The organism is Ancylobacter defluvii (genome assembly GCF_018390605.1).
In the GTDB taxonomy this organism is placed as follows: Bacteria; Pseudomonadota; Alphaproteobacteria; order Rhizobiales; family Xanthobacteraceae; genus Ancylobacter; species Ancylobacter defluvii.
In genome coordinates this window covers 66,877-80,519 of sequence record NZ_JAHBGD010000013.1, presented here as the reverse complement: position 1 = coordinate 80,519, position 13,643 = coordinate 66,877, and the positions used below count along the sequence as shown (strand labels likewise).

12 protein-coding genes are annotated in these 13,643 nt (G+C 67.6%); 9 read left to right on the top strand and 3 right to left on the bottom strand.

The annotated features are described in order from the left end of the window. The first annotated feature begins 46 nt into the window (after positions 1–46). The 3 genes from KHC24_RS10025 to KHC24_RS10015 all read left to right on the top strand — a co-directional run bounded on the left by KHC24_RS10025 (position 47) and on the right by KHC24_RS10015 (position 3,905). Positions 47–1,051 carry a Bug family tripartite tricarboxylate transporter substrate binding protein gene (locus KHC24_RS10025; RefSeq protein ID WP_213363126.1) on the top strand — a complete coding sequence of 335 codons (1,005 nt, stop codon included), beginning with the start codon at positions 47–49 and terminating at the stop codon, positions 1,049–1,051. Positions 1,052–1,371: 320 nt separating this feature from the next. Further along, positions 1,372–3,126, top strand: a complete 1,755-nt coding sequence (araD, locus tag KHC24_RS10020) for an L-arabinonate dehydratase (protein WP_213363125.1) — start codon at positions 1,372–1,374, stop codon at positions 3,124–3,126. 14 nt (positions 3,127–3,140) lie between these two features. Continuing rightward, complete coding sequence (locus KHC24_RS10015; RefSeq protein ID WP_213363124.1) at positions 3,141–3,905, top strand: aldolase/citrate lyase family protein; 765 nt, start codon at positions 3,141–3,143, stop codon at positions 3,903–3,905. A gap of 36 nt (positions 3,906–3,941) precedes the next feature. Here KHC24_RS10015 and KHC24_RS10010 read toward each other — a convergent pair whose 3' ends face one another. Continuing rightward, a complete protein-coding gene (locus KHC24_RS10010) occupies positions 3,942–4,850 on the bottom strand; it encodes a hypothetical protein (protein WP_213363123.1) in 909 nt (302 codons plus the stop codon). Between the two features lie 216 nt (positions 4,851–5,066). Between KHC24_RS10010 and KHC24_RS10005 the strand changes: the two genes are divergently transcribed. The 4 genes from KHC24_RS10005 to KHC24_RS09990 all read left to right on the top strand — a co-directional run bounded on the left by KHC24_RS10005 (position 5,067) and on the right by KHC24_RS09990 (position 9,498). Further along, positions 5,067–5,702 carry a nucleoside 2-deoxyribosyltransferase gene (locus KHC24_RS10005; RefSeq protein WP_213363122.1) on the top strand — a complete coding sequence of 212 codons (636 nt, stop codon included), beginning with the start codon at positions 5,067–5,069 and terminating at the stop codon, positions 5,700–5,702. 145 nt (positions 5,703–5,847) lie between these two features. Next, on the top strand, positions 5,848–7,107 hold the full coding sequence (locus tag KHC24_RS10000; RefSeq protein ID WP_213363121.1) for an aminopeptidase: 1,260 nt from the start codon (positions 5,848–5,850) through the stop codon (positions 7,105–7,107). A 126-nt stretch (positions 7,108–7,233) separates the two neighbouring features. Beyond that, entirely contained in the window at positions 7,234–9,339 is a 2,106-nt protein-coding gene (locus KHC24_RS09995) for an OmpA family protein (RefSeq protein WP_271180506.1), read from the top strand. 6 nt (positions 9,340–9,345) lie between these two features. After that, entirely contained in the window at positions 9,346–9,498 is a 153-nt protein-coding gene (locus KHC24_RS09990; RefSeq protein WP_213363120.1) for a hypothetical protein, read from the top strand. A 104-nt stretch (positions 9,499–9,602) separates the two neighbouring features. Here the strand turns inward: KHC24_RS09990 and KHC24_RS09985 are convergent, their stop codons facing one another. Both KHC24_RS09985 and KHC24_RS09980 read right to left on the bottom strand, forming a co-directional pair. Beyond that, the gene (locus KHC24_RS09985) at positions 9,603–11,876 is read right to left on the bottom strand and encodes a lytic transglycosylase domain-containing protein (protein ID WP_213363119.1); all 2,274 of its coding nucleotides are present in this window, start codon (positions 11,874–11,876) and stop codon (positions 9,603–9,605) included. 164 nt (positions 11,877–12,040) lie between these two features. Then, positions 12,041–12,217 carry a hypothetical protein gene (locus KHC24_RS09980; RefSeq protein ID WP_213363118.1) on the bottom strand — a complete coding sequence of 59 codons (177 nt, stop codon included), beginning with the start codon at positions 12,215–12,217 and terminating at the stop codon, positions 12,041–12,043. Here KHC24_RS09980 and dapA point away from each other — a divergent pair. Then, positions 12,216–13,106 carry a 4-hydroxy-tetrahydrodipicolinate synthase gene (gene dapA, locus KHC24_RS09975; protein ID WP_213363117.1) on the top strand — a complete coding sequence of 297 codons (891 nt, stop codon included), beginning with the start codon at positions 12,216–12,218 and terminating at the stop codon, positions 13,104–13,106. The genes KHC24_RS09980 and dapA overlap by 2 nt on opposite strands. Positions 13,107–13,145: 39 nt before the next feature. Further along, positions 13,146–13,622, top strand: a complete 477-nt coding sequence (gene smpB, locus KHC24_RS09970) for an SsrA-binding protein SmpB (RefSeq protein ID WP_213363116.1) — start codon at positions 13,146–13,148, stop codon at positions 13,620–13,622. The last annotated feature ends 21 nt before the right edge of the window (positions 13,623–13,643 follow it).

Below are 13,643 nucleotides of genomic sequence, written 5' to 3'. Positions count from 1 at the left end.
CAACGGTCCGCCTCCACCCGGTCCATTCGGACGAACAGGAGGAAACATGTCCCGCGCGATTCTTTCCCGCTTGGTGAACCGTCGCAGCACGCTCGCCTCGCTCTCGGTGCTGGCCGCGCTCGCCGCCGGCCCGCTGGTGCTGCCGGCGCAGGCCTATCCCGACCGGCCGGTCACCGTCGTGGTGCCGTTCCCGCCCGGCGGCGCCTCGGATTCCACCGCCCGCCTCGTCGCCTCCAAGATGCCGGAGGTCCTCGGCCAGTCGGTGGTGATCGACAACCGGCCCGGCGCCAATGGCAGCACCGGCGCCCAGCATGTGAAGAATTCGCCGGCCGACGGCTACACGCTGCTGGTCGGCTCCATCGGCGTCTTCGCCATCAACCCGGCGCTGAACCCGGCGCTCGGCTACGACCCGAAGACCGATCTCGACCTGATCACCGTGGCGGTGCGCACGCCCAACGTGCTGGTCGCCAATCCGAATTTCCCGGTCAATTCGGTGGCGGAACTGGTCGAGTATCTCAAGAAGAACCCCGACAAGGTGACCTTCGCCTCCTCCGGCGTCGGCTCCTCGGATCACCTCACCGCGGCGCTGTTCTGGCAGAAGACCGGCACCTCCGGCATCCATGTGCCCTACAAGGGCGGTGGCCCGGCCATCGGCGACCTCATCGCCGGCCATGCCGACGTGTCGTTCCAGAACCTCGGCGCGGTCGCCAACCACATCAAGGCCGGCAAGCTGAAGGCGCTGGGCGTCACCGCCGCTGACCGCCATCCGGTGCTGCCTGACGTGCCGACCATGAAGCAGGCCGGCGTCGATGGCCTCGACGTCTATTCCTGGCAGGCCGCCGCTGCGCCGAAGGGGCTTCCGGCCGATGTGAAGGCGAAGGTGGTGAAAGCGTTCGCCGCCGGTCTCGCCGCGCCGGACGTGAAGACGAAGTTCAACGAGATGGGCTTCGAGGTGGTGGCCAATTCGCCGGAGGAGTTCGCCGCCTTCCAGAAGGCCGAGGAGGCCCGCTGGCGCGAGGTGGTGAAGGCGGGAAACATCGTGACGCAATAGATGCGGAGTGAAAGGCCGGCTCCGACTCTGCGCGTTGGTGGCTGTCGTGACATTCCCGCGAAGAGCCGTTCGGCTCCCTCTTCCCGAGGGGGGAGAGGGGTGGGTGAGGGGGACGACGCTCCAGGGGGCCGCAATCGCGTACCCCCTCGCCGACCCGCTGCGCGGGGGCCACCTCTCCGCCGAAGTCGGATGTTTCCGGCTTCGGCCTTGCCAGAACCGAACTCGGCAACAGCCGAGTTCGGGCGGGGAGAGGGAAGTTGAAGGAAGAAGATGTACAGCCCCCGCACAGCCCTTTGCCGCCACGCCTCCACAGGTGCCTCATGAACGCCCATCCAAAGAACCGTCCCGCCAAGACGCCCGACCAGCTGCGCAGCGCCCGCTACTTCGCCCATGACGATCTGCGCAGCTTCGGCCATCGCTCGCGGCTGCGGCAGATGGGCTATGCGCCGGAGGACTGGGTGGGAAAGCCGGTGATCGGCATTCTCAACACCTGGTCGGATTTCAACCCCTGCCACGGCCATTTCAAGGACCGGGTGGAGGACGTGAAGCGCGGCGTGTTGCAGGCCGGCGGTTTCCCCTTGGAGCTGCCGGTGCATTCGGCCTCGGAGACCTTCCTCAAGCCCACCTCGATGCTCTACCGCAACATGGCGGCGATGGAGGTGGAGGAGGGGATCCGCGCCCATCCCATCGACGGTGTGGTGCTGATGGGCGGCTGCGACAAGAGCACGCCGGCGCTGCTCATGGGGGCCACCAGCGCCGGGGTGCCGGCGATCTACCTGCCGGCCGGGCCGATGCTGCGCGGCAACTGGAAGGGCAAGACGCTCGGCTCCGGCTCGGATGCCTGGAAGTTCTGGGACGAGCGCCGCGCCGGCAATATCGACGAGAAGGCGTGGAACGAGATCGAGGGCGGCATCGCTCGCTCTTTCGGCCATTGCATGACCATGGGTACGGCCTCGACGATGACCGCCATCGCCGAATCGGTGGGCATGACGCTCGCGGGTGCCTCCTCGATCCCGGCGGCCGATGTCGGCCACAACCGCATGTCGGCGGCCTGCGGCCGGCGCATCGTCGAGATGGTGTGGGAAGACCTCACCCCGGCGCGCATCCTGACCCGGCCGGCCTTTGAGAATGCCATCACCGTGGCGATGGCCATGGGCTGCTCCACCAATGCCATCATTCATCTGATCGCCCAGGCGCGCCGGGCCGGGGTCGATATCGGCCTCGACGATTTTGACAAGGCCAGCCGTCTGGTGCCGGTGATCGCCAATGTCCGCCCCAGCGGCGACGCCTACCTGATGGAGGATTTCTACTTCGCCGGCGGCCTCCCGGCGCTGATGGGGCGGCTGACCGACTTCCTCCACCTCGACGCGCTCACCGTTACCGGACGGACCGTCGGCGAGAACATCGCCGGGGCGCAGGTCTATAATGACGACGTCATCCGCACGGTGGACAACCCGATCTATGCCGAGGGCGCGCTGGCGGTGCTGCGCGGCAATCTCGCGCCGGATGGCTGCGTCATCAAGCCGAGCGCCTGCGCCCCGCATCTGCGCGTGCATACCGGGCCGGCGCTGGTGTTCGACGACTATCCCAGCATGAAGGCGGCGGTGGAGGACGAGAGCCTCGACGTCACGCCCGACCATGTGCTGGTGCTGCGCAATGCCGGGCCGCTCGGCGGGCCGGGCATGCCGGAATGGGGCATGCTGCCGATCCCGAAGAAGCTGATCAAGCAGGGCGTGCGCGACATGCTGCGCCTTTCGGATTCGCGCATGAGCGGCACCAGCTACGGCGCCTGCATCCTGCATGTGGCGCCGGAGAGCTATGTCGGCGGCCCGCTCGCCTTGCTGCGCACCGGCGATCTCGTCAGCGTCGATGTGCCGAACCGGCGCATCGACATGCTTGTCGACGAAGCGGAACTCGCCGCCCGTCGGGCGGCGCTGGTGCCGCCGCCGCCGCATTACGAGCGGGGCTATGGCTGGATGTTCTCGCGCCATATCAAGCAGGCGCATGAGGGCTGCGACTTCGACTTCCTGGAAACCACGTTCGGCGCCCCTGTCGGCGAACCCTCGATCTATTGAGAAGGACCTCCTCCGTGGAACTGCCCGCCAACCATTTCAAGCGCGGCCTTTACGCTGGCGAACAGCAGATCGGCCTGTGGTGCAGCCTCGCCAGCCATGTGAGCGTCGAGATCCTCGCCGGCTCCGGCTATGACTGGCTGCTCCTCGACACCGAGCATTCGGCCAATGAAGTGCCGATGGTGCTGTGCCAGTTGCAGGCCTGCATGGAGAACCGGGTGCAGCCCATCGTGCGCCCGCCGGTGAACGACCCGGTGTGGATCAAGCGCTTCCTCGACGCCGGGGTGCAGAGCTTCCTGCTGCCGATGGTGGAGACCGCGCAGGATGCGGCGGCGGTGGTGGCCGCCACCCGCTATCCGCCGGACGGCATACGCGGCTTCGCCGCCAGCGCGCGCTCGTCCCGCTTCGGCCGGGTGAAGGATTATTACGCCCGCGCCCACGAGGAGATCTGCGTGCTGGTGCAGATCGAGTCCAAGCTCGGCATGGAGAATCTGGAGGCCATCGCCGCAGTGCCGGGGGTCGACGGGGTGTTCATCGGGCCGGGCGACCTGTCCTCGGCGATCGGCTATCTCGGCGACCAGGGAAATCCGTATGTCGTCGATCTCATCGTACAGCTCATCGGCCGCATCGACCGGGCCGGCAACCGGGCGGGAATCCTCACCGGCGACGAGGCGCTGGCCAAGCGCTATATCGAGGCCGGGTGCCTGTTTACCGCGGTCGGTTCCGATGCCGGCCTGCTGGCGCGCGGCTCGGAGGCCTTGAAGAAGCGCTTCAAGCCGTGAGCGGCATCGGTTCACCGCCAATCAATTCACGGCCAATCAATTCACGGCATCGTCCATGATGTTGAGAATCAACACGTTCTTGGCGATGTCGTTGATCGAGGGCGAGGCCTTGGAATCGAGATTGATGCCGGGATATCTCGCCTGCAGCGCCTTGGCGAGGCGGCCGGCGGCATCCGCCACCGACGGGTGGTAGGAGAGGGCGTTGCGCAGCGGCTGGAAGACCTCGGTCGACGAGACATCGACATTGAACCCCGCCGCCTTGGCGACATTGGCGAAGCGCTCCAGCTTCGCCTTGTCGGCCGAGGCGGTGGCGAAGATCCGTACCGTATAGGTGACGGCCGGCGGCGGGGCCGGCGCGGCGTCGGTCGTGGCGGTCTCCGCCGGTGCCGGCTCGGGGGTGGCGGGAGCCGGCGGCTGTGCTGCGGGCGAGCCGGAATTCGCAGCATTATCCGGGCTTTGCGGGGTGGGCGCCTGGGCGGGCGTCGCTGGCGCGTCGGGCTGCGGCGCCTCGGCGATCTGCGGCGCTGGCGCCGGGACCGTCTCGGCGATGGCGGCGGGTGCCGCCAGCTGCGCCGTCCGCAGCCGCGCAACTTCCTCGCGCAGCGGCACCAGGGTCGCCACCACATAGATGAGCAGGCCGGCAATGGCGGCGATCAATGCCAGCGTCACATAGGCGAGCATGTTCGAGGGCGGCTCGGCCGTGGTCTGCAGGTGCTGCGATTCCAGCTCGAGGCGCTTCAGCTCGACCTTCAGCTTCTCGATCTCGATCCAGCGGTGAAAGGCCGTCGGCTCTTCGGGCGGGGTGCGGGCGGCCTTTGGAGGCGTCGGGCGCGGCGGGGAGGGCGGCGTTGCCGGGGGGGACGCAGGGCGTGCCGCCTCAGCCGGCGGCGTTCCGTTGCCATTGCCGTTGCCGTTTTCGAAGGATGGCTCGCGTTTGTCTGTCATTCTCCAGTCTCCCGTGAGCGGAGTGGCCCGGCTGGGACCCGACCGACCTTGTGTCGGCATCCCAGCATGTACCCGAATTGGCGGTGCGGGGTAAGCACCACTGCCGCATGGGAGGGGCGGCGGTGGCAACCGGATTGCCGCAGCATGATTGCCGGTTGGGCGGGCGGCGTATAGGACGGTCCGGTTTCGTCGATAGCGCTGATGCGAGGAGCGTTCATGCCCGATCCGTGGCGGCCGAGCCTGTATCTCGCCGGCCCCGAAGTATTCCGTCCCGACGCATTGGCGGAGGGCGAGCGGCTGAAGGCGGCCTGCGCCGAGCGCGGTGCCATCGGCCTCTATCCCCTGCAGCCGGGGGAGGCGCCAGCGAATGCCGACGAGATACGCGCCCATTGCATCGCGCTGATCCGCCGCGCCGATGCGGTCGTCGCCAATATCAGCCCGTTTCGCGGCGCCCATATGGATCCGGGAACCGCCTTCGAGATCGGCTATGCCGAGGCGCTGGGGCTGCCGGTGTTCCTGTGGTCGAACGACATCCGCGACCTCTCGCAGCGGATCGCCGCCGATCCGCGCCACGGGGCGGATCGCGATGCCGACGGCTGTCTCATCGAGAATTTTGCCAAGCCGGAGAATCTGATGATCGTCGGTGACGGTCAGAAGGTACGCTCAGCGTCGCAGGAGGCGATCGCCGACGCCGTTGCGGGATTGTCCGTCGCAGCGGGCCGGCAGCGGGAGGAGGCGCGCCACCGGGCGATTCACCGCAAAACCCGTATCATGGTACTGGCAGCGATGGTCGTGAGTCTCGCCGCCGCCCTGGCGGCCGGCCCAGCGGTCGACTGGCTGGCCGGCAGGTGAAGACGAGGCCTATGCTGGCTTCGCAGCGCTTCGAGGCATGTCGGCATAGAGGCAAGGCGGAAGGTGGCCTTGACGGAGGACGCCGCAGGTTCCTTCATGCCGGGCTATCAGGCGACGGCACGGTCGTGCCAATCCGGAGACGATGATGACCAGGCATGCAGGCGTTCCCCCCGAGGCTCTTTCGCATGAAGAGCGGCTCGACCGGCTGGGTCGGGTGGCGGTCGAGGTCGGCCTCGGACTGAAGGCCGGTCAGGAACTGGTGATCACCGCCTCTCTCGACGCGCTGCCGCTGGTGCGTCGGATCACCGAGCATGCCTACCAGGCCGGCGCGACGCTGGTGACGACGCTGTTCTCCGACGAGGAAGCGACGCTGATGCGTTTCCGCAGCGCGCCGGATTCAAGCTTCGACGCCGCCTCCGGCTGGCTTTACGAGGGTATGGCGGACGCCTTCAAGAAGGGAGCCGCCCGCCTTGCCATCGCCGGCGAAAACCCCTCGCTGCTGGCCAATGAGGACCCGGAAAAGGTGGCGCGCGCCAACCGCGCCCGCTCCAAGGCCTATATGCCGGCCCTGTCGCTGATCGCCGGCTTCGACATCAACTGGACCATCGTGTCCTATGCCTCGCCCGCCTGGGCAAAGGCGATGTTCCCCGACGATCCGGAGGACATCGCGGTCGCCAAGCTGTGGCACGCCATCTTCGCCGCCTCGCGGGTCGACACGCCGGACCCGGTGGCAGCCTGGGAGGCGCACAATGCCGAGCTCAAGAAGCGCACCGACCTGCTGAACGCCCGACGCTATGCAGCGTTGCGCTTCCGCGGGCCGGGTACCGACCTCACCGTCGGGCTTGCCGACGAACATGAGTGGGCCGGCGGCGCTTCGGTCGCCAAGAACGGCGTCGTCTGCAACGCCAACATCCCGACCGAAGAAGTCTTCACCACGCCGCACAAGCTGCGCGTCAGCGGCCATGTGGCGAGCACCAAGCCGCTCGCCTATCAGGGCACGCTGATCAAGGACATCCGGGTGCGCTTCGAGGAGGGACGGATCGTCGAGGCCCATGCCGCCAGCGGCCTCGACGTGCTCTCCAAGGTGCTCGATACCGACGAGGGCTCGCGCCGGCTCGGCGAGGTGGCGCTGGTGCCGCATTCCTCGCCGATCTCCAAGAGCGGCCTGCTGTTCTTCAACACGCTGTATGACGAGAATGCCGCCAGCCACATTGCGCTCGGCCAGTCCTATTCCAAGTGCTTCATCAACGGTGCCGATCTGACGCCGGAGGAACTGGCGGCGCGCGGGGCGAATTCCAGTCTCATCCACATCGACTGGATGATTGGTTCGGGCGAGATCGACGTCGACGGCATCAAAGCCGACGGCTCGGCCGAGCCGGTGATGCGGCAGGGCGAATGGGCATGATCGCTATCCGCCTGCGAGCCGGAATGCGATGCAGCCGGGGTATCGCTTCCTGATGTCGGTGAACTATGGTGAACTCGTGCCGCGCGGGAATTTCCGGGGGCGTCCGCGCGGATCGGGAGACGGAATGTGAAGTGTCGCTGGCTCGCCTGGTGGAAGGGCTTGCCTGCCTTGGCGCTGCTTTTCGTGGCGGCGGTGTATTTCGCACGCGTGCCCACCGAGCAGGACTTGACCGATCGGGCCGAGGCGTTGCTGATCAATATCGGCGAATCCTGGGCGCATGCCAGCTTCGAAGGGCGCGACGCGAAGCTGGAAGGCGAGGCATTGTCCGAGGAGGCGCGAGTCAAGGTGCGCGGCGAGCTTGCCGCGCTGTCCGGCGTGCGCAGCATCGAGGATCGCACCACTCTGCTGCCGGAACGCCGGCCCTTCACCTTCTCGGTGGTGCGCGACGGCTCCAAGCTGCATCTCTCCGGCTACGTGCCCTCGCGCTGGGCGCGCAAGCGCATCGTCGAGGCGGCGGCGCAGATGGCGCCCGGCGTGGTGGTGACCGGCGACAAGGAATTGACGCGCGCGCGCGGCGTGCCGGCCGGAGACTTTGCCGGCGTGGTGCTGTTCGGCATCCAGCAATTGGCGAAGATGCCGTCCGGCCGGGTGACCATTGCCGACAATTCCTTCTCCATCGAGGGGCGGGCGCCGGACTTCGCCAGCTATGACGCGCTGGAAGTGACCGTTCGCAGCGAATTGCCGACGGATTTCGACCTTGCCCGTTTTGCCGTTCTGCCGCCGGCGGTGGCACCGTTCGTCTGGTCCGCCGAGCGCGAGCAGGATGGGGTGAAGCTCTCCGGCTATATCCCGCTCGGCGATGCGCGCCGGGCCCTGCTCGATCTGGTGCGCAGTGCGGTGCCGGGAGCGGCGATCTCCGACCAGCTACGCCTCGCCGACGGCTCGCCGCCGACCCAGGGCTGGCTTAAGGCGGTGGCCTTCGCGCTCGACCAACTCGGCCGACTGCCGGACGGCAAGGTCGCGCTGTCGGGAACGACGATTGCCATCGAAGGCACCGCGCCGGATTTCGCCTCCTACGATGCTCTCGCCGGAGCGCGGCGCAACCTGCCGGAAGGCTATACGCTCACCCGCTTCGCGGTGGAGCCGCCGACGGTTTCGCCGTTCATCTGGGGAGTGCTGAACGGGGCGAGCGGGCTGCGGCTCACCGGCTTCGCTCCTTCCGAAAACGCCAAGAAGCTCGCCCTCGACGCGGTGCGCGCCGGTTTCCCCGGCTTGCCGGTAAGCGACGAGATGCGCATCGCTGCCGGTGGGCCGCCGGCCGAGGCCTGGGCGAGCGCAACCGCCTTCGGCATCGCCCAGCTGGCACGGCTGCGCGCCGGCTCGGTGCGCGGCCTCGCCACCACGCTCACCATCTCCGGCGAGGCGGTGGATTCGGCGGCCTATGCAGCTGTCAGTGCCGCGCTGTCGAGTTCGGTGCCGAAGGGCTTCGCCCTGCAGAGCGATGTGCGCCCGCCGGTGGTGGCACCCTATGTGTTTGGCATGCGCAAGGAGGGGGAAGGGGTCACCCTCTCTGGTTTCTATCCGACTGTGCAGGCGCATGAGCAGATCATCGAGGCCGTCAAACGCTACCTCCCCGGATACACCGTCAACGACGTGTCGGCGCTGGCGCAGGGGGCTCCTGATGGCTTCGAGGCCGCCGCCCGTCTGGCTCTGCGCGAACTCTCCCGCCTCGACACCGGCGAGGTGCGCTTCGATGACCGCAAGCTGCGGCTTACCGGCACCGCCTTCCATGCCGCGGCGGTTGCCGCCATCGGGGAGGGCCTGAAGCAGGAACTGCCGGCGGGATTCTCGGTCGATCTCGGCCTCGACGTGCTGCCGCGCCGCGAAACCCTGGAGCGCGAGGCGTGCCGCATGGCGGTCGCGACGCTGCTGGAGCGGGGCCGCATCGTCTTCACCGAAGGCGGCGCGCGGCTCGATCCGGTGAGTTACGGGCTTCTCGACCGCGTGGCGTCGGTGGCGGCCGGCTGTCCCGACGTGGCTATCGAGATCAGCGTCGCCCATGCCGATATCGACCCGGACCAGGCGGCGGCACGGGCGCGCACGGTGATCGACTATCTCGCCGAAGCCGGTATCGCGCCGGAACGCCTCTGGGTCGGTCCTTTCGGCACGGTGGCCGCCCAGTCGACGAATCGTTCCGGTTCGGATGGCGGCATCCTGCTCATCGTGAGGTGACGGCCAATGGTCTTTCTGCTGCTTGAACTCTGGCCCTATGTGCTCGGCGCGGCAGCCATCGGCCTGCTGACCGGCTGGTTCTGCGGCTGCGCGCCACATCGCAGCCGCACCCTGGCAGAGGTCGAGGCGCCAGACACCAGTCTGGAGGCCAAGCCGTGACCGCCTTCGCTATCGACACCGCGCTGCTGCTGCTCGCGACCTATATTGTCGGTTGCGCCGCCGGCTGCTGGCTGCGCCGTATGTTGCGGCGGCGCTGAGCCCGCTCAGTCCACCCGTGCGCCGCGCAGGTCCGCCTCGATCTGCAGGCTGCCGCGCGAGCCGAAGCGGGCCTTGTAGACCTGGGCGTTCTCCATCACCCGCTGCACATAATTGCGGGTTTCGGAGAAGGGGATGCGCTCGACCCAGTCGATCGGGTCGACGCTGGGGTCGCGCGGATCGCCATATTGGGCGATCCATTTGGCGACGTTGCCACGCCCGGCATTATAGCCGGCGAAGGTGAGCACATAATTGTTCTGGTAGTTGTCGAGCAGCGCCCGCAGCTCGGCGGCGCCGAACTGCACGTTCACCGTCGGGTTGGTGCGCAGCTGTGCCGGATCGAGTCGGGCGCCGGTGCGGTTGGCGATGGTTCGGCCGGTGGCCGGCATTACCTGCATCAGCCCTGAGGCGCCGGCGCTCGACACGGCCGAGGCGTTGAACATGCTTTCCTGGCGGGTGATGGCGAAGACCAGCGCCCGGTCGACATCCTGCGTGATCGGCTGATAGCGCGGCACGCCGATGGTGGGGAACGCCTCGGCCTCCAGCGGCATGCCACGGCTCAGCGCCACCTTGCCGATCACCGTCATGGTGCGCGCATCGCCATCGGCGCGGGCGACCTCGGAAAGCAGGCCGATCGAGGCAGGATCGGGCAGCCGCTCGGCGAGATCATGGGCCAGCGCCACGGTAAGCGCAGTCTTGTCGAGCTTTTGCAGCAGCTTGAATATCTGCACGCCCTCGTCGCGGGCGAAGGCGGCGCGCTGGGCCGCCCCTGCTGCCGGTGCCGCACGGACCGAGAAGTCGGGCCGGCCGAGGCGGGCACGCGCCAGTTGGCCGTAATAGGCCGAATTGTAGCCGGACGCGGCCTCGTACTGGGCACGGGCATTGGCGGTGCTGCCGAGCGCCTCGGACGCGCGGCCCTGCCAGTAATAGCCACGCGCCAGCGTGGCGGGGTGGGTCTGGCCCTGCGGGATACGGGCAAAATGCTGCTGGGCGGTACGGGCGTCGCCGAGGAAGCGCAGGGCGATCCAGCCGGCGGTGAACTGGGCGTCGGCGATGTAATGCTCGTTCTCGGGCGTCACCGTCTCGGCGGCGATCTTGTAGGCGGTGCGGGCGTCGCCGGCATCGAGCAGGTCGCGGGAGACGAGACGCCGCTCGATCCACCATTCGTCTGTGTCGACGAGCCGATCCGGGTCCTTCGGCGCCGCCGAGAGGGTGCGGGCGGCGGCGGCATCGTCACCGGCACGGCGCTGGATCTTGGCGAGAGCGTAGAGATAGGCCGGATCCGACCGCAGCGAGGCCGGCACGTTCGCCAGCAGCTTGGCGGGATCGCCGGCCGACTTGTTGAACAGGGCGATGCGGGCCTTGGCGAGCGCGGTGACGTCGGCGCCGGCGCGGGCGGCGGCGCGCAGGCCGCGCTCGGCGTCCTCGTTGTAGAGCATCTTGTCGGCGCGGTACTTGTGGTCGGCGCGGCTCAGCACGCCGCCGAACTCGACGATGACGGTGGATTCGGTGTCGGACGACAGCGGGTCGTTGCGCCAGGCATCACGCAGCCACGCCGAGCCATTCGCCTGATCGCCGGCGGCGAACAAGGCGCGGGCGAGGGCGATCTTGCCTTCGCCGGAATACGGCCGCTGCGTGGAGAAGAAGGCGGTGATGGTGGCCGGATCCTTGTTCTCCGCATAGAGCAGATATTCGAGCCGCCGGCGCAGCACGATCGGCGTCGGCAAGGTCGGATGGGCACGCAGGATCGCCACCGCCTGATCGAAGCCGACACCCCGAGCGGTTACCCGCAGGGCGAGCCAGCGCACCAGCGCCTGCGCGCCGGGATCACGCATCCGGTCGGCCATGGCCAGGGCATCGGCGGCATTGCCGCTCTCCACCAGTGCCACCGCCTGCTTGAGGTCGGGCGAGAAACCCGGCGTGCCGGCGAAGGTCGGCGACAGGAACGAGGACGTACCGGCGATGGCGGACGCCGAGGTGAAGGCGCTCGCGCTGAGGGGAATGGCGATCTGGGGCTTTTTCGCCGCCGTGGTGGCGACCGGCTTTTGCGCCGGCTTGGCAGCCGGCTTGGGAACTGGCTTTGCCGCGGCGGTCGCGCCGCCCTTGGCGGCCGGCTTGGCCGGCGGCTTGGGGGCGGCCACGGTCTTGGCGCTTGCCTTCGGCTTCTGCGGCGGTGTCGGCGCAGCGGCATAGGCCGGCATGAAAGGAGCGGTCGCCGCGAGCAGGAGGCTGGCCGCAACGGACAGGATGAAGCCGCAACGGCGACGCGGTTCGAGGCTCATCGGTTCGTGCACTCCCCAGAAACAGACGCCGCCCACGCGACACACACGAGCCCGGATCCGGTTCGCGTCCGTTTTAGTTGTCTCGCGTTCATGTTGACGAAGTGCTAACCACTAGCCGTTCACGCGCTTTGTGATCTGCGCCAACATCGGATCTTGTTGCCTACTCACCCGGCGAAACGAAGGCAGCGTGCCGTAAAGCCGCGTTCTTGCCAAGGAAGATCGGCGCGGATTGCCATAACACCCCTTTCGCCGCGACCGCCGACGCGATATCTGAAAGCCCCTTTGCCGGTGCAAATGCTGCGCCGGGCGCCAATGATCAGAAAATTCCAGGAGCGCGCCATGCCTCACTCGTCGCCCTTTCGTGGTTCCTTTACGGCTCTCGTGACGCCGTTCCGCGATGGCGCGCTCGATGAGAAAGCGCTGCGCGGCCTGATCGACTGGCAGATCGATGAGGGTACGCACGGCCTCGTCCCGGTCGGGACGACCGGCGAGAGCCCCACCGTTACCCATGACGAGCACAAGCGCGTGGTGGAATGGACCGTCGAGCAGGCGGCCGGCCGGGTGCCGGTGATCGCCGGCGCCGGCTCCAACAACACCGTCGAGGCGATCGATCTCGCCCGCCATGCCGAGAAGGCCGGAGCGGATGCGGCGCTCGTCGTCACGCCCTACTACAACAAGCCCAGCCAGGAGGGCTTGTACCAGCACTACAAGGCGATCAACGACGCCATCGGCATTCCGATCATCATCTACAACATTCCCGGCCGGTCCGTGGTCGATATGTCGGTGGAGACCATGGCCCGGTTGTTCGAACTGCCAAATATCACCGGCGTGAAGGATGCCACCGCCAATCTCGCCCGGGTCAGCCAGCAGCGCCAGGCCATGGGTCCGTCCTTCAACCAGCTGTCCGGCGAGGACGCCACGGCCCTGGCTTTCATCGCGCATGGCGGCGATGGCTGCATTTCGGTCGCCTCCAATGTGGCGCCGAAGCTGTGCTCGCAGTTGCAGAACGCCTGCCTCGCCGGCAATTTCCGCGCCGCGTTGGAGTTGCAGGACCGGCTGTTCCCGCTGTTCCAGGCGCTGTTCGTTGAAACTAATCCCAGCCCCACCAAATATGCACTGAGCGTGCTCGGCAAGATTGCCGACGAGGCGCGCCTTCCCATGGTGCCGGTGAGCGAGAAGACCAAGGAGATCGTCCGCGAAGCCATGGTGCATGCGGGACTGATCAACTGAAGACGGTCGGAGTTGGGCTCCGGCACGGAGCTGAGTGAAATGGCCGAGAAGAAGAAGACCCTTTCCCGCAAAGTCGTGGCCGAAAACCGCCGCGCCCGCTTCGACTTCGACATCGGCGAGGTGTTCGAGGCCGGCATCGCTTTGTCCGGCACCGAGGTGAAGAGCCTGCGCGACGGCAAGGCGACGGTGGGGGAAAGCTATGTCTCGGCGAAATCCGGCGAGGCGATCCTCTACAACTCGTTCATCCCGGAATATCTCCAGGCCAACCGCTTCAACCATGAGCCGCGCCGGCCGCGCAAACTGCTGCTGCACATGCGCGAGATCGCCAAATTATGGCAGGCGGTGGAGCGCGAGGGCATGACGGTGGTGCCGCTTCGCATCTTCTTCAACGAGCAGGGCAGGGCCAAGGTCGAGATCGCCATTGCCCGTGGGCGCCAGGCGCACGACAAGCGCCAGGCGCTGAAGGAAAAGGACTGGGCGCGCGACAAGCAGCGCGTGATGCGCGACCGGGGCTGACGCGGCGGCTCGAAAAGCATC